Source organism: Halostella litorea (assembly GCF_004785955.1).
Classification (GTDB): domain Archaea; phylum Halobacteriota; class Halobacteria; order Halobacteriales; family Natronoarchaeaceae; genus Halostella; species Halostella litorea.
On record NZ_SJER01000001.1, the window covers coordinates 833,103 to 847,938 of the forward strand.

16 protein-coding genes are annotated in these 14,836 nt (G+C 70.6%); 11 read left to right on the forward strand and 5 right to left on the reverse strand.

What is annotated here, in order from left to right; genetic code table 11:
- Nucleotides 1-4: 4 nt before the first annotated feature.
- Together EYW40_RS09795 and EYW40_RS09800 are read right to left on the reverse strand one after the other, a co-directional pair.
- Nucleotides 5-1,477: a sodium:solute symporter family protein gene (locus EYW40_RS09795; protein ID WP_135821425.1), complete on the reverse strand. Its 1,473-nt coding sequence runs from the start codon at nt 1,475-1,477 to the stop codon at nt 5-7.
- Nucleotides 1,474-1,686 carry a DUF3311 domain-containing protein gene (locus EYW40_RS09800; RefSeq protein ID WP_135821426.1) on the reverse strand — a complete coding sequence of 71 codons (213 nt, stop codon included), beginning with the start codon at nt 1,684-1,686 and terminating at the stop codon, nt 1,474-1,476. Before EYW40_RS09800 ends, EYW40_RS09795 begins: the two co-directional genes overlap by 4 nt.
- Before the next feature lie 155 nt (nt 1,687-1,841).
- Between EYW40_RS09800 and thiC the strand changes: the two genes are divergently transcribed.
- The 3 genes from thiC to dnaG all read left to right on the forward strand — a co-directional run bounded on the left by thiC (nt 1,842) and on the right by dnaG (nt 5,511).
- Complete coding sequence (gene thiC / locus EYW40_RS09805) at nt 1,842-3,272, forward strand: phosphomethylpyrimidine synthase ThiC (protein WP_135821427.1); 1,431 nt, start codon at nt 1,842-1,844, stop codon at nt 3,270-3,272.
- Between the two features lie 47 nt (nt 3,273-3,319).
- Nucleotides 3,320-4,039, forward strand: coding sequence for a sugar phosphate isomerase/epimerase family protein (locus EYW40_RS09810; protein ID WP_135821428.1), 720 nt, complete (start codon nt 3,320-3,322; stop codon nt 4,037-4,039).
- Between the two features lie 104 nt (nt 4,040-4,143).
- Entirely contained in the window at nt 4,144-5,511 is a 1,368-nt protein-coding gene (dnaG, locus tag EYW40_RS09815) for a DNA primase DnaG (RefSeq protein ID WP_135821429.1), read from the forward strand.
- A gap of 96 nt (nt 5,512-5,607) precedes the next feature.
- Here dnaG and EYW40_RS09820 read toward each other — a convergent pair whose 3' ends face one another.
- Together EYW40_RS09820 and EYW40_RS09825 are read right to left on the reverse strand one after the other, a co-directional pair.
- Nucleotides 5,608-6,054 carry a GNAT family N-acetyltransferase gene (locus EYW40_RS09820; RefSeq protein ID WP_135821430.1) on the reverse strand — a complete coding sequence of 149 codons (447 nt, stop codon included), beginning with the start codon at nt 6,052-6,054 and terminating at the stop codon, nt 5,608-5,610.
- Nucleotides 6,051-7,391 (reverse strand): DUF92 domain-containing protein, encoded by a 1,341-nt coding sequence (locus EYW40_RS09825; RefSeq protein WP_135821431.1) that lies wholly within the window; start codon nt 7,389-7,391, stop codon nt 6,051-6,053. Before EYW40_RS09825 ends, EYW40_RS09820 begins: the two co-directional genes overlap by 4 nt.
- A 102-nt stretch (nt 7,392-7,493) precedes the next feature.
- Here EYW40_RS09825 and EYW40_RS09830 point away from each other — a divergent pair, with 102 nt between their 5' ends.
- Nucleotides 7,494-8,102 (forward strand): undecaprenyl diphosphate synthase family protein, encoded by a 609-nt coding sequence (locus tag EYW40_RS09830; RefSeq protein ID WP_135821432.1) that lies wholly within the window; start codon nt 7,494-7,496, stop codon nt 8,100-8,102.
- 31 nt (nt 8,103-8,133) lie between these two features.
- Here the strand turns inward: EYW40_RS09830 and uppS are convergent, their stop codons facing one another.
- Entirely contained in the window at nt 8,134-9,081 is a 948-nt protein-coding gene (gene uppS, locus EYW40_RS09835) for a polyprenyl diphosphate synthase (RefSeq protein ID WP_135821433.1), read from the reverse strand.
- Nucleotides 9,082-9,215: 134 nt separating this feature from the next.
- On the opposite strand from uppS, the gene EYW40_RS09840 reads away from it, so the two are divergent.
- From EYW40_RS09840 to EYW40_RS09870, 7 genes are all read left to right on the forward strand, one after another.
- The gene (locus tag EYW40_RS09840) at nt 9,216-9,410 is read left to right on the forward strand and encodes a cold-shock protein (RefSeq protein WP_121817324.1); all 195 of its coding nucleotides are present in this window, start codon (nt 9,216-9,218) and stop codon (nt 9,408-9,410) included.
- A 182-nt stretch (nt 9,411-9,592) separates the two neighbouring features.
- Entirely contained in the window at nt 9,593-9,991 is a 399-nt protein-coding gene (locus EYW40_RS09845) for a DUF5778 family protein (protein WP_135821434.1), read from the forward strand.
- 83 nt (nt 9,992-10,074) lie between these two features.
- The gene (gene ahbB / locus EYW40_RS09850; RefSeq protein ID WP_135821435.1) at nt 10,075-11,139 is read left to right on the forward strand and encodes a siroheme decarboxylase subunit beta; all 1,065 of its coding nucleotides are present in this window, start codon (nt 10,075-10,077) and stop codon (nt 11,137-11,139) included.
- Nucleotides 11,140-11,151: 12 nt separating this feature from the next.
- The gene (locus EYW40_RS09855) at nt 11,152-11,808 is read left to right on the forward strand and encodes a precorrin-2 dehydrogenase/sirohydrochlorin ferrochelatase family protein (RefSeq protein ID WP_135821436.1); all 657 of its coding nucleotides are present in this window, start codon (nt 11,152-11,154) and stop codon (nt 11,806-11,808) included.
- Nucleotides 11,808-13,172, forward strand: a complete 1,365-nt coding sequence (gene hemA / locus EYW40_RS09860) for a glutamyl-tRNA reductase (RefSeq protein WP_135821437.1) — start codon at nt 11,808-11,810, stop codon at nt 13,170-13,172. The genes EYW40_RS09855 and hemA overlap by 1 nt, the downstream gene beginning before the upstream one ends.
- Before the next feature lie 48 nt (nt 13,173-13,220).
- Nucleotides 13,221-13,508: a 4a-hydroxytetrahydrobiopterin dehydratase gene (locus tag EYW40_RS09865; RefSeq protein ID WP_135821438.1), complete on the forward strand. Its 288-nt coding sequence runs from the start codon at nt 13,221-13,223 to the stop codon at nt 13,506-13,508.
- 320 nt (nt 13,509-13,828) lie between these two features.
- Entirely contained in the window at nt 13,829-14,836 is a 1,008-nt protein-coding gene (locus tag EYW40_RS09870) for a DUF7972 family membrane protein (protein WP_135821439.1), read from the forward strand.

Consider the following 14,836-nt stretch of genomic DNA (forward strand, 5'->3'; position numbering starts at 1 on the left):
GCGGTCAGTCCGCGCCCGCGCTGCCGAAGTAGACGCTCTCGTCCTCGTCGGGCGCGGCGGCCGTGACCGCAGAGACGCCCACCGTCAGGACGAGGCCGACGACCATGCCGACGACGCCGGCGGTCCAGCCGCCGTAGGCGGCGGGGCTGGTGCCGATCCAGAACAGGTGGAGCGCGTAGAACCCCTGGCTCCCGAGAATCCCGGCGGCGATCCCCGTCCGGGTCGTCCGCCGCCAGTACAGCGCGACGGCGACCGGCAGCGCCAGTTGGGCGAAGCCGCTGAACGCGGCGTCGCCGATGGCAAACAGCGTGGCCGGCCGCGTCAGGCTGACGAGGAAGGCCGCGACCGCGAAGGCGACGACGCCGACGCGGGCGATCAGGTCCTCCCTGCGCTCGTCGACGTCGCCGCCGGCGAACGGGCGGTAGAGGTCGCGGGTGAAATAGGAGGACCCCGATAGCAGCATCGAGTCCGAGGAACTCATCATCGCGGCCATCGCGCCGGCGACCACCAGCGCGGCGAACCAGCCGGGCGTGTACTCGGTCAGGAGCGCCGGCAGGATATTGCCGCTCTCCGGCATGGCGACGCCGAGGCCGGCCGCCCACGCGCCGAGCATGAACGCGGGGACGAACAGCAGGATGACGAGCACGGGCCACAGCGCGAACGAGCGCTTGAGCACGGCCTCCGAGCGCGCCACGAAGAAGCGCTGGTTCACCTGCGGGAACATCGTCACCCCGAACGCGATGGTGACCGCCTGCGATATCATCCACTCGGGCGAGTAGAGCCCCCCGCCGAGCGAGAGGAAACCGGGCTCGTTCGCGGCGAGCGCGCCGGTCGCCTCGCCCACCCCGCCGACCGCCGACAGCACCCACAGCGTCGCCGCCCACACGACCGTCAGCATGAACACGCCCTGAAGCGTGTCCGTCCAAGCGATGCCGCGCATCCCCGCGAGGACGACGTAGGCGATCATGAACGCGGTGATGATGCCGGCACCCGCGGCGTACGACACCGCGCCGTCGGTCAACGCCGCCAGCGCGGTGCCCGCGCCGACCTGCTGGAGCATCACGTACGGGAACAGCCAGAACAGGCTGACGCCGGCGACGAGGCCGCGCAGCGTCCGCGACCCGAAGCGGTCGCCCAGCATCTCGCCGAGCGTGACGTAGCCGCGGGCGCGCCCGACGAGCCACTGCTTGTAGCCGATCACGTACCAGAGGATCCCGAACAGCACGCCGTCCATCAGCCCCATCACGAGGATCCACTCGGGGCCGTTGCCGTACGCGATGTTCGGCCCGGCGAAGAACGTGAACGCCGACAGCAGCGTCGCGAACGTCGTGAACAGCAATACGACGGTGCCGAGCGTGCGGCTGGCGAGGTAGTAGTCCTCGGCCGTCCGGTCGGTGAGCCGGTAGGCGAACAGGCCGACGCCGAGCGCGATCAGCAGGTAGCCGGCGACGATGCCGAGCTGGAGCGCCGTGCTCACGCCGGATCACCCACCCAGACGCCCCACGCGCGGTCGGCGAACAGCGCGAACGCCAGCGAGGACAGCACGAGCCAGCCGACGTGCCACCAGACCCACACCGGGAGCCCGGCGACGACGGTGCTGTTTCCCCACAGGAACCAGGGGATCGCGAGCGCGACGAGGGTGAGAAACACCCCCGCCCAGCCGTACCGCTCGGCCCTCGATACCATGTCTATCGTCGTTCATACCCCGCCACCAATAAACGTTGTCTTTCGCATGGTCGTTCCGAACAGGATTTTTCTTCAAACGTGGCGGTTGGAGCGTACAGTTGACTCCCAGCGGACCATCCCCGAATTTTATTACCTAGTGGTACAACTGGGTTATTATGACGCAGCTACGTCGAGCGCGGGACGGGGTCGTCACCGACGCCATGGAGCGAGTCGCCGAACGCGAGAACGTCGACCCCGAGTTCGTCCGCGAACAGGTCGCCGAGGGGCAGGCGGTGATCCCCAACAACGAGCACCACGACCGGCTCGACCCGATGATCATCGGGCGCGAGTTCGCGACGAAGGTCAACGCCAACATCGGCAACAGCGAGACGACGAGCGACGTCGAGGGCGAACTGGAGAAGCTCCACGCGGCCGTCCACCACGGCGCGGACACCGTGATGGACCTGAGCACGGGCGGTGACCTCGACCGGATCCGCGAGGCGAACCTCGCGCGCTCGCCGGTGCCCGTCGGCACCGTCCCGATCTACGAGGCGGTCACGGCGGTCGACGACGTCGCGGACCTGACGCCCGACCTCCTGCTGGACGTCATCGAGAAGCAGGCCGAGCAGGGCGTCGACTACATGACGGTCCACGCAGGGGTGCTCATGGAACACCTCCCGCTGACCGACGGCCGGAAGACCGGGATCGTCTCGCGGGGCGGGTCGCTGCTCGCCCAGTGGATGGAGGAGAACGGCGAGCAGAACCCCCTCTACACGGAGTTCGAGGCGATCTGCGAGATATTCGCCGAGCACGACGTGACGTTCAGCCTCGGCGACGGCCTGCGGCCGGGCTGTCTCGCCGACGCGAGCGACGAGGCCCAGTTCGCCGAACTGGAGACGCTCGGCGAACTCACCCGGACCGCCCAGGACCGCGGCGTGCAGGTGATGGTCGAGGGGCCGGGCCACGTCCCGATGGACGAGGTGGCCGACAACGTCCGCCGCCAGCAGGAGGTCTGCGACGGCGCGCCGTTCTACGTGCTCGGCCCGCTCGTGACCGACATCGCGCCGGGCTACGACCACATCACCAGCGCCATCGGCGCGACGGAGGCCGCCCGGGCCGGCGCGGCAATGCTGTGTTACGTCACGCCCAAGGAGCACCTCGGCCTCCCCAAGCGCGAGGACGTGCGCGACGGGCTGGCCGCCTACCGCATCGCCGCCCACGCCGCCGACGTGGCGAACGGCCGCGAGGGGGCCCGCGACTGGGACGACGCGCTCTCGGAGGCCCGCTACGAGTTCGACTGGTCCGAGCAGTTCGAACTCTCGCTGGACCCCGAGCGCGCCCGCGAGTACCACGACCAGACCCTCCCCGGCGACAACTACAAGGAGGCGCGCTTTTGCTCGATGTGCGGCGTCGAGTTCTGCTCGATGCGGATCGACCAGGACGCCAGGGACGCCGACGGCGAGATGGCGTCGATCGCGGACGACACCGACCTCGCGGACTCGCCGGCGGCCGAGGCGAACCTGCCGCCGGTCGGGTTCCACGACGTCGACGACCCGCCCGCGGCGACGGACGGCGACGAGCGTCACGCACCGGAAACCGACGACTGACGCGGTCGGGCCGTGGTTATTTGCCGCCCGCGTCCGACGCCGTTGCTATGCAGACGGCCATTCAGCTGCACACGCTCCGTCACGTCGACGAGTCGACCCCGGCCCTCCTCGACCGCGTCGGCGACACGGCCCTCGACGGCGTCGAGTTCGCGGACGCGCCCGGCGGCGACGTTCAGGGGGCGCTCGCCGACGCCGGGCTGTCGGCCGCCGCCGCCCACGTCGATATCGAGGCGCTGGAGGCCGACGTCCAGTCGGTCGCCGCCACCTGCGACGCCGCGGGCTGTAACACGGTCGTCGTACCCTACCTCGACGAGTCCGACTTCGAGTCCGAGCGGGCGGTCGAGGCGACCGCCAGCCGGCTCACCGCCGCCGGGGACGCGCTCGCCGACCGCGGCCTGCGGCTCGCCTACCACAACCACGACCACGAGTTCACCGACCTCGGCGACGGGACCGCGTTCGACCTGCTGGTCGAGAAGCTCGGCGACACCGTGGCCGTCGAACTGGACCTGGGCTGGGCGCTCGCCGCGGGCCAGGACCCCGCCGCCCTGCTCTCCCGGCTCGGCACCGTCCCGCTGGTCCACCTGAAGGACGTGGACGCGGCGACGGGGACGCCGGTCGCGCTCGGCGAGGGCGACCTCGACGTCGACGGCTGCGTGGCCGCGGCCCGGGACGCCGGCGTCGAGTGGCTGGTGTACGAACACGACGACCCCGCGGACCCGCTGTCGGCGCTGTCACGCGGCGCGGGGACGCTCGCTGACTTTCGTTAGCGCCGGAAACGACGACAACTATTTGAAGCGTCGACCGCGAATTATACGCGGTCCATGGATACTCATGGCATCCCAATCCAGCCCGACATCCGGGCAGATCACCAATGGACGATACAGCCAAATATCTCATCCACGCAGACGTCTCCGCCGACGGGGTGGTAGAGCGGAGTGACGTCGTCGGCGCCATCTACGGGCAGACCGAAGGCCTCCTCGGCGACGAGCTCGACCTCCGCGGGCTCCAGCAGTCCTCGAAGGTCGGCCGCATCGAGGTAGAGATACGTAGCGAGAACGGCCGGTCGACCGGGACGGCCACCATCGCGACGAGCCTCGACAAGGTCGAGACGGCGACGCTCGCGGCCGCCCTGGAGACCCTCTCCCGCATCGGACCGTGCAAGGCCGAACTCGAAGTCACCGACATCGAGGACGTGCGCGCGGCCAAGCGCCGCTGGGTCGTCGAGCGCGCCCAGGAGCTGCTCCGCGAGTCGTTCGACGACGGGGTGATGACCAGCGAGGAGATACTCGACGAGGTCAGGGGGAGCATCCGCGTCGCCGACATCACGGAGTACGAGGGCCAGCCCGCCGGCCCCAACGTCGCCGAGAGCGACGCCGTCGTCGTCGTCGAGGGGCGGGCGGACGTGCTGACGCTGCTGCGCTACGGCATCAAAAACGCCGTCGCGGTCGAGGGGACGGACGTTCCCGAGGCCGTCGGCGAACTCACGGCCGACCGGACGGTCACCGCCTTCCTCGACGGGGACCGCGGCGGCCACCTCATCCTGCGCGAACTGGCGCAGGTCGGCGACGTCGACTACGTCGCCTTCGCCCCCGAGGGGAAGTGCGTCGAGGACCTCTCCCGGGAGGAGGTCTTCGCCGCCCTCCGCGAGAAGACGCCGTACGGCTCGGTCGCGAACCGGGCCGACCCCGGCGAGGCCGTCGCCACCGACGGCAGCCGGTCGCCCTCCCCGCCGGCCGACGAGGGGCCGGGGAGCGCCCCGTCGCCCGCGACCCCCGACTCGCCGGATGGCGTCGGGTCGGACGCCGCGGACGCCGCCGAGCCGCTCCGACGCGGCGCGGCGGACGAGAGCGCCACGGCGGAGCCGGAAAGCGCGGCCACGGAGCCCGCCGAGGCAACGGCCCCGACGGAAGCCGCCGAGTCGGCGGGCGACGAGGACGCCGGCCCGGAAACGCTCCGGGACCACATCGCAGCCGTGATCGACGGAGGACTGGGCGTCGTTCGCCTGCTGGACGGCGACGCCGCAGTTCTCGCCGAAGCGCCGGCCGACGAGGCCCGGGACGCCATCGACGGGGCCGAGCGGGTGCCCGACGCCGTCGTCGTCGACGGCGTCGTCACGCAGAAGGTCGCGGACGTGGCGGCCGACCGCGGCGTCGACACCGTCGTCGGCCGCGAACTGGGCGAGTTCACGAAACGCCCCACCGGCGTCCGCGTCCACGCGGCCGCCGACGTCGCGCTGTAACCGCGCGGCCTGCCCTCCCGGGCACCGCCGGCGGCAATGCGCGCGGCTACGTACTGTGACGGCGACGCGCAACGGCTATTACTGCGACCCCGACGCTCACAGCGACCGCCGGAGCAGGAGCGCCGCCCCGCCGCCGTCGTAGTGGTCCTCGACCCGTTCGCGTTGCTCGAAGCCGAACTCGGCGTACAGGTCGCGCGCCGCATCGTTGTCCGGCTCGACGGCGATCTCGGCGACGTCGCACCCCGCGTCCCGCAGCCGCGCGAGCGCGGCGGCGAGGAGCCGCCGCCCCCGCCCCTGTCGGCGATACGCCGGCGCGACGACCAGTTCCGCGACGTGGGCCGGGTCCGACCCCGTCGTCGCGAGGACGTACCCGACCGGGGTCGCGGTCGCGTTCGCGGCCGCCGCGGGGTCGGCCGGGACCGAGACGAGGACGACGCCGGGGCCGTCGATGACCGTCGTCAACAGCGGCGGCGAGGACTCGGGCAGGAGGGACTGGAGCGCGAGGAGCGCGGGCAGGTCGTCGGGGGACACCGGGCGGATCACGCGATCCCCGGAACGCCGGCGACGACGGCCATCCCCGCGCCGACGACGGCGCCCGAGAGCGTCGCCAAGAAGTTGACCCCCTGGTTGCCGAGCCGGCCGCCCTCGATCGTCGCGCCCAGCAGGCTGTCGACGGTCATCCCCGCGACGCCGGCGAGCAGGACGACGCCGCCGCCGGCGGTGCCGACCGCGTCGAACAGGGCGACGGCGATGAGCGCGATCAGCGACGCGCCGGCGAAGCCGGCCACCTCGCCCTGCCAGGTGACGCCGCCGTCGGTGCCGGGTTCGACCGTCTCGAGCGTCGTGATCAGCCGCGGGCGGTCGAACACGCCGCCGATCTCGCTGGAGAGGGTGTCGCTCATCGCGGTCGAGACGGAGCCGGCGAACGCGTACAGGAAAACGAGCCCCTCGACCCGGAGCCCGCCGGCGACGGTGAACTCGACCGGCGCGGCGGCGTAGCCGAGGACGGCCGCCAGCGCCACGGTGGCGTTGCTGAACACGTTTGCGCTCCCGCGTGCGCCCTCGTTCTCCTCGGCGACGCCCCGCTGTTCCTTCTCCTCGTACCGGAACTTCGTCGAGAGGCCGCCGACCCCGAAGAAGGCGATGATGACGGCGAACCAGCCGATGCCGCCGAGCACGACCGTCAGCAGGCCGAGAAAGACGCCCGAGAGCATCCCCGACACCGACGCGGTGTCGAGGGCGTACGACGCGTAGCCGACCGCGACCGTCACGGCGATGGCGACGCCGACCTCCGTCGCCGTCACGGGGTCGGTCAGCGTCTGAAGGAACCACAGCAGCAGGCCGACCGACAGGAGGACGAGCGGGTCGTCGCGCTCGAAGAAGACCGCCCGGAGCAGGCCGCCGAGCAGCGCGGCGCTGGCGGCGAGGAAGGCGACGGTAGGCGGCGTCGGCGACGGGGTCCCGCCGAGCGCCGCCGCCGCGACGACCCCGCCGGCCGCGCCGGCGGTGCCGGCGACGACGAAGCCGACCGCGTCGGCGAAGGGGTCGGGCCAGCGGCGGTGGACGACCCGCGCCCCGAGGTTGCCGTAGCTCAGGCAGAGCACCGCCCCGACGAACGCGAGCGCCGGGATCGCGGTGACCGCCGAGAGGATCCCGAGGCCGGTCGCGGCGAGCGAGAAGCCGAGCAGGCCGTTGAGCCGCCCGTCCTCGCGGTCGCCCGGCCGTGCGAACAGTTCGAACAGCGGGCCGTCGTCGACGACGGCGGCGACGGCCGCGACGGCCGCGAACGGGAGCGCGGCCGCCGTCCCGAGCAGGGGCGCGGCCAGCGCGAGGCTGCCCACGGCCGCGAACCCGCCCGCTCGCCGGACTGTCGATGTCACGCTACCGCGTCCGTTTGTAGGTTGGTCACTTAACCTTCCCGAAGGCAACGGGCGACGGCGTCGACCCGTGAGCTTTAGGCGGCCGGCCGGCAACGTCGTGGCGTGGGACTGTACGACCGGTATCTCGCCGCTCGCCTCCGGACGGCCGACTACGAGCGGCCCGACCACGTCGCCGTCGTCATCACCGAGCGCGACCTGCTGGAGCAGGGCGCCTACGACACGCTGGAGGACGCCTTCGCCTGGGCGTTCGAGTACGGGGCCGAGCGCGTCACCGTGCCCGTCAGCGTCCTCGACGAGGCCGCCGTCCCGACGCTGAAGCGGCAGTTCGACGACATCGACGCCCCCCGTCCCGTCGACGTCCGCGGCCCGGCCGACGACGAGCCGGCCGACGCGCCGATACAGGTGAGCATCGGCCTCGGCGGGAAACACGAGTTCACGCACGCCGTGCGCGGGCTGGCCGAGGAGGTCGACGCGGGCGACCTCTCCCCGTCGGAGATCGAGGCCGCGGACATCGAGGACCGCCTCGTCTTCCCCGAGGAACCCGACCTCGTGATCAAGACCGGGGCCGAACGCCTCTCCGATTTCATGATCTGGCAGTCCGTCTACTCGGAACTGTACTTCACCGACGTGAACTGGCGGGACTTCCGGAAGCGCGACTACCTGCGGGCGCTCCGGGAGTTCGGCGAGCGGAACAGGCGGTTCGGGCGATAGAGGGCGACGACTGGGACGGTACCCCGAGGCGTCAGTCGGCCGCCCTGACCTCGTCGTCCTCGACGGCGAGTTCGTCGGCGGCTATCTCGTCGGCGGTCGAGCGCTCGCCGCTCGGCAGGGAGTCGCGGAATCGGCGGACGACGCTGCGGGCCTCGTCGAGTTCGACGCCGCCCAGCGCCCGCAGGAGCGCGAGGCCGCGGCGCGCACGCGTGCGCCGCCACGAGCGCTCGCGGTGTTCGTACGTCCGGATCCCCCGGAGGAAGTCGACGCGGGAGAACTCCGGCCAGTAGGGGGCACAGAAGTACACCGCGGCCTCGTTGCCGTTCGCGTGCCACGGGAGGAAGTTGCTGGTGCGCTCGTCGCCGCCGGGGCGGATGATGAGGTCCACGTCGCGGACCGGGCGGTCGTACAGGCGCTCCTCGACGGTCTCCACGTCGACGTCGTCGGGGTCGAGTTCGCCGGCGTCGACGTCCGCGGCGACGCTCCGGGCGGCCGACAGCAGTTCGGCGCGGCCGCCGTAGGCCAGCGCGATGTTCAGGACGAAGCCGTCGTAGCCGCGGGTCCGGTCCTCCGCGTACGCGACCGCCTCCCGCACGCGCTCCGGCAGCCGGTCGACGTCGCCGAGCGCGCGGATACAGACGCCCTCGTCGTGGATGCGGTCGGCGTCGGCGAAGTCGTACAGCTTCTCCACCAGCAGGTCGAACAGCGCCTCCCGCTCCTCGGCGGGGCGGTTGAAGTTCTCGGTCGAGAAGGTGTACAGCGTGAGCTCGTCGATGCCGAGCTCCCCGCACCAGTCGAGGATCTGTTCGGTCGTCTGCGCGCCGGCGCGGTGGCCGTCGTGGGCGTCGCCGCCCCGCTTTTCGGCGTACCGGCGGTTGCCGTCCTGGATGACGGCGACGTGGGACGGCGTCCCGGATATCTCGCGCTCCAGCAGCCGCTCGTAGGCGGCGTCGACGCGCTCGCGGAGGCGGGACAGCATGCTCAAATACGACCACTATGTCGGTCACCATGTGTCTTGTGTGTCACCTCTCCCCGCGGTGGCGCCGGCGGGGCGAGCGCTCGTCGGGCCGAGTCGCATGGCTTATATGCACGCGGCGATTCTGGAGAGTTGCAATGGCGAAAGGTACGGTTGACTTCTTCAACGACACGGGCGGTTACGGTTTCATTGACAGCGACGACTCCGAGGAGGACGTGTTCTTCCACATGGAGGACGTCGGCGGTCCTGACCTCGAGGAGGGGCAGGAGGTCGAGTTCGACATCGAGCAGGCCGACAAGGGCCCGCGCGCGACGAACCTCGAGCGTCTGTAAACCGGCTACGAAGCCCACACGAATCCGGGCGCTGTCAGGCGGTGCGGTGACGCGCATCTACGGGGGGTGACCCTCTCGCAGTCCGCCCGTGCATCGTTTCTTCATTCTTTCGACGCCGCGAGCGACGCGACAGCGGCGACGAAGCAAGTAACATAAGGGACCCCGAGCCGTCGGTTCGGACAATGGCCGAAGCTCTGGACGACGACCTGTACCGGCGGACGAAACAGCTGCTCGAACCCGGCGAGATCGAACTCAACGGCGCGGTCGTCCACACCGGCATCGAGTCACAGGACGACATCGCGATGACGCAGGCAACGATCGACGTCGGGGAGATCATCGCCGAGCACGCGACCGACGCGGACACGTACGTCTACTCCGGCTCCGACGACCCCGAGTTCGCGTCGAACCAGCACCAGGGGCGCACGCTGGACGGCGACGAGTTCGTCTGGGAGTGCCAGCAGCTCCTGCGCGAGGGGACGTACGACGTGGTGTTTTACTACGAGGCGAGCGCCGACCACGAGGCGATCCTCGACGACGTCCGCGAGGAGGGGTTCGACGTGACGGGCGTCCGCGGGGACTGACCCGGCCGTAAACCGGGGCGGAGCCGTCGCCCGGCCGGGGCTGCCTCGCATCGCTTATACGCGCCCGGTTCCCAGTTCCGACCATGAGCGAGACGGACCTCGACCTGGACGAGCGGGACCGCGCCGTCGTCAACGCCTTTCAGGGCGGCTTCCCCGTCGTCTGGGACCCGTTCGAGCCGGCGGCCGCGGCGCTGCGGGAGCGGGGCGTCGACCTGGACGCCGACGAACTGCTGGCGCGGGTCCGGGACCTCGACGAGCGCGGCATACTGACGCGGTTCGGCCCGCTGATCAACGCCCAGGAGATCGGCGGGGCGGCGACGCTGGTGGCGATGCACGCGCCCGAGGACCGGTACGAGGCGGTCGCGGAGACGGTCAACGCCCACCGCGAGGTGGCCCACAACTACGAGCGCGAACACCCCCACCTCAACATGTGGTTCGTCGTCTCGGTCGCCGACGAGGGCCGCGTCGACGAGGTGCTGGCCGAGATCGAGGCCGAGACGGGCCAGGAGACGTACAACCTCCCCAAGCGGCGGGAGTTCCGCGTCGAGGCGAAGTTCCACGTCGACGGGCCGATCCCCGAGGGCGACGTCGACCTCTCCGACCTGGGGCCGGACGTGACGCCGACCGACGCGGAGACGCTGACGCCCGCCGAGCGCGACCTCGTGGTCGAGGTACAGGACGGCCTCCCCGTCAGCGCGACGCCGTACCGCGACGTCGCCGAGACGCTGGGCGCGGACGTCGACTGGGTGCTGGAGACGATCAAGCGGTTCGACGCGGAGGGGAAGATCCGGCGGGTCGGCGTCATCCCGACCCACTACGCGCTCGGCTACACCGAGAACGGGATGACGGTGTGGGACGTGCCCGACGACGTCGTCGACGAGGTCGGCCCCGAGATCGCCGCACTCCCGTTCGTCACGCACTGCTACCGGCGGCCGCGCCACGAGGGCGTCTGGCCGTACAACTTCTTCGCGATGACCCACGGCCGCAGCGAGGCGGAGAGCGAGCGCCGGATCGAGCAGGTCCGGGACCGGATGGCCGAGTTCTGGGACGTGGGCGAGGACGACTGGGACACGCTGTTCTCGACGCGCATTCTCAAGAAGACGGGCATCCGCATCGAGGAGCGCGCGACCGCGAACACGAGCGAGTAACCCCGATACCACATGATACCGCTACTCCACGACTTCTCCGGCGCGACCGTGCTCGTGTTCGGCGGCGGCCCCGTCGGCGCGCGGAAGGCCCGCCGGTTCGCCCGCGAGGCCAGCGTCGTCGTCGTGAGCCCCGAGTTCGTGGCCCGCGACTTCGCCGGCGCGGAGCGGGTCCGGGCGGCCCCCGCTCCCGACGACGTCCGGGCGTGGGTCGACCGGGTCGACCCGGCGCTGGTCGTCGCCGCGACCGACGACGAGGCCGTCAACGCGGCGGCCGCCGAGGCCGCCCGGGACGCCGGCGCGCTGGTCAACCGGACCGACCGCCACGGCGGCCGCGACGTCGGGAGCGTCGTCGTGCCCGCGACGGTCCGGGACGACCCCGTCGTCGCCGCCGTCGCGACGGGCGGGACCGCGCCGGCGCTGAGCAAGCACCTCCGCGAGCGGATCGAGCGGGAGGTCGACGGTGCCGGCGAGATGGCCGACCTGACCGCCGAGTTCCGCGAGGAGCTACGGGCGGCGGGCGTCCCCCCGGCCGAGCGCCGCGACGCGGTCCGGGCCGTCGTTGATTCGTCGGCCGTTTGGAAGGGTTTACGTAGGGGGGACACCAACGCTCGCCAAGTGGCTCGGGACGTGATCAACGACGAAACGGACCCAACGGGTGATACATCGTGATGCCTAGCGACGGCGTTATCGCGGGTTCGAGCGTCTCGCACGAGCACGCGGACGTCGACACGCTCGCGGAGGCGAGCGGCCGGGACCAGCCGACGGTCGTCGCCGACCTGGTGCGCCGGGACGGCGTCTCGGAGGCGTTCGCCCTCCAGACGTGCAACCGCGTCGAGGCGTACGTCGTCACGGACGACCCGGCGACCGGGCGGGCCGTCCTCGACGAGTTCCTCGCCGGCGTCCCCGACGACGCCGTCGTCGACTTGGACCACGAGGACAGCCTGCGACACCTCCTCCGGGTCGCCGCCGGCCTCGAATCGCTCGTGCTCGGCGAGGACCAGATCCTGGGCCAGATCCGCACCGCCTACGAGGAGGCCCGCGGCGCGGGCGGCATCGGCCCGATGCTGGAGGACGCCGTGACGAAGGCGATCCACGTCGGCGAGCGCGTCCGCACGGAGACGGGGATAAACGAGGGCGCGGTGTCGCTTGGCACCGCCGCGGCCCGCCTCGCAGACGGGGAGACGGACCTGTCGACCGCGACGGTGCTCGTCGTCGGTGCGGGCGAGATGGGGACGCTCTCGGCCCGCTCGCTGGCGGCCCACGGCGCGCCGGAGATCATCGTCGCCAACCGCACCGTTCCCCACGCCGAACACGTCGCCAAGGAGGTCGACGCCGACGCGCGGGCCATCGCGCTGCCCGCCGTCTCCGCGGCGGCGGCCCGCGCCGACGTGGTCGTCACGGCGACCGCCGGCGAGGACCGGGTGCTCGACGCGGCCGACCTAGACGACGCCGGCGAGACGGTCGTCGTCGACCTCGCACAGCCCCGCGACGTCGCGCCGGCGGCCGGCGACGTCGACGACGTCGCGGTGTACGACCTCGACGCGCTGGAGACGGTGACCGACGAGACGCGACAGCAGCGCCGGGCGGCCGCCGACCGCGTCGAGGCGATGATAGACGAGGAGTTCGACCGCCTGCTCGACCAGTACAAGCGCAAGCGCGCGGACGAGGTCATCGCCGCCATGTACGAGAGCGCCGAGCGGGTGAAGTCCCGCGAGGTGTCGACGGCGGTGTCCCGGCTGGAGGCCGCCGGCGAGGGCGACCTCTCGGCCGAACAGCGGGAGATAGTCGAGTCGCTGGCCGACGCGCTCGTCGGCCAGTTGCTCGCCGCGCCGACGCGGAGCCTCCGGGAGGCCGCCGCCGAGGACGACTGGACGACGATCCACACCGCCCTCCAGCTGTTCGACCCCGAGTTCGGGGGCGAGATGGACGGCCCGCCGGCGGCGGTCGCCGACGCGATGGCCGGCGAACTGCCGGACGAGTTCCCCGAGGAGCGGACCGTTGACCCCCCGATCGGCACCCTCGACGACGACTGAGCGGCCGAGGGGACAACCGTTTTGACGCTGGGTTCGGTTACTCCGGGCATGGCGGACCTGCTTTCCGACGACGAGGTCGAGGCACAGATCCCCGACGAGTGGCACCGCGAGGACGACGAGATCGTTCGCACCTACGAGTTCGACGACTACCTCCGGGGCGTCAACTTCGCCCAGCTCGTCGGCGAGATAGCCGAGGCCGAGTTCCACCACCCCGAGATCCGCATCGGCTACGAGGAGGTCGAGGTCCGCTTCACCAGTCACGAGGAAGGTGGGATCACCGACCAGGACGTCCACATGGCGGAGCTGGTCGAGTCCGAGTCCGGTCACGAGGGGTGAGGTCGGAAAGTCCCCGCGTCCGTCGGGAAACGGCGAAACATCGCGGTCGGAGCGGTGTACGGGCCGGTTCGGCGAAGCGAAGGAAGCAGAGGCCGGATTCGACCCCGGGCGCTCGTCCTTCCGAAGGGCGTTGACGGTATAACCAGTTCCCCTGTGGCGTTCTTACACTCCCCGTCCAGTTCTAACCCCGTCGAGAGGTCCGTAAACCGAGATATAAGAACGGACACACTCATTGTTCAAGTTTCTCACCGTCATAGTCATCGTATGTTCGAATTCGGCCGATCCGGAAGCGTTCAAAACGTGCCTCGCCGCCGAACAGCATGACCGTCCCGGATTACATCGAGAGCTGGCGGAGCTGGTTCCCCATCCCAACCAGTGATGGCGGGATCGACCTGACCCGATGGCTGCTGCTCGAAGGAAACCGCTACGCCGTCACCGGGGCGCTCCTCACGATGACGCTCGTCTCGATCATCGGTATCGGGTCGCTGTGGACCTTCAAAATGAGCCTGATTCTCACCGAAACCCAGGCCGTCCAGACGGTACTCAACAGCTTCCTGAGCGGGATCATCCTCCTGGTGTCTATCGTCGTCTCGATCAATTCGATCGTTCTCTCCTACGATATCACCCACATCGACACGCAGGAGGACCGCGTCGAGGGCATGATGCAGTTCCGGGACAGGGTCGGTCGGACCACGGGGACCGAGGTGAGTCCGACGGATCCGAACAGCTTCCTCAACGCGATGGCCGAAACCATCCGACAGGAGGCAAACGAGCTAGCGGCCGACACCGAGGACAGCGACGAGGACGTTCAGAAGTACATCGATCGGATCATCGAGACCACCGACCACCTCGAAAGATCGATCAGCGATGGCGGCAACGGCAGGTTCGGCGTCCTGTGGCGCGGGCTGGAGACGGACTACGGCCCGATGGTAAACCAGTCCCGCGAGATCACTTCGAAGTACGAAGACGACATCCCCGAGAGTCGGAAGGAGCATTTCGACAACCTGATCGAAGCGCTGGAGCTGTTCGCCACCGGTCGGGAGTACTTCAAAACGCTGTACTACACGCTGGAGATCTCGGAGCTTTCGCGGACGCTGTTGGTCGTCTCGCTGCCGGCGATCGTGGTGACGGCGTCGACGATCCTCGCGATCAACGCCGGCCTCCTGCCGGACGTCTGGGTCTTTGGCCTGCCGCCGCTGTTGACGTTCGTGAGCCTCTCGATGACGATCGCGCTGGCCCCGTTCCTCGTGCTGACCGCGTACATGCTCCGGGTGGCGACGGTGGCCCGACGAACCGCCGGCGCCGGGCCGTTCATCATCCAGTCCTGA

Coding starts and splice junctions, on each gene's coding strand:
- EYW40_RS09870 (WP_135821439.1), top strand. CDS start 13,829: ATGACCGTCCCGGATTACATCGAGAGCTGGCGGAGCTGGTTCCCCATC.
- hemA (WP_135821437.1), top strand. CDS start 11,808: ATGCCTAGCGACGGCGTTATCGCGGGTTCGAGCGTCTCGCACGAGCAC.
- EYW40_RS09810 (WP_135821428.1), top strand. CDS start 3,320: ATGCAGACGGCCATTCAGCTGCACACGCTCCGTCACGTCGACGAGTCG.
- ahbB (WP_135821435.1), top strand. CDS start 10,075: ATGAGCGAGACGGACCTCGACCTGGACGAGCGGGACCGCGCCGTCGTC.
- thiC (WP_135821427.1), top strand. CDS start 1,842: ATGACGCAGCTACGTCGAGCGCGGGACGGGGTCGTCACCGACGCCATG.
- uppS (WP_135821433.1), bottom strand. CDS start 9,081: ATGCTGTCCCGCCTCCGCGAGCGCGTCGACGCCGCCTACGAGCGGCTG.
- EYW40_RS09840 (WP_121817324.1), top strand. CDS start 9,216: ATGGCGAAAGGTACGGTTGACTTCTTCAACGACACGGGCGGTTACGGT.
- EYW40_RS09800 (WP_135821426.1), bottom strand. CDS start 1,686: ATGGTATCGAGGGCCGAGCGGTACGGCTGGGCGGGGGTGTTTCTCACC.
- EYW40_RS09855 (WP_135821436.1), top strand. CDS start 11,152: ATGATACCGCTACTCCACGACTTCTCCGGCGCGACCGTGCTCGTGTTC.
- EYW40_RS09845 (WP_135821434.1), top strand. CDS start 9,593: ATGGCCGAAGCTCTGGACGACGACCTGTACCGGCGGACGAAACAGCTG.
- EYW40_RS09865 (WP_135821438.1), top strand. CDS start 13,221: ATGGCGGACCTGCTTTCCGACGACGAGGTCGAGGCACAGATCCCCGAC.
- dnaG (WP_135821429.1), top strand. CDS start 4,144: ATGGACGATACAGCCAAATATCTCATCCACGCAGACGTCTCCGCCGAC.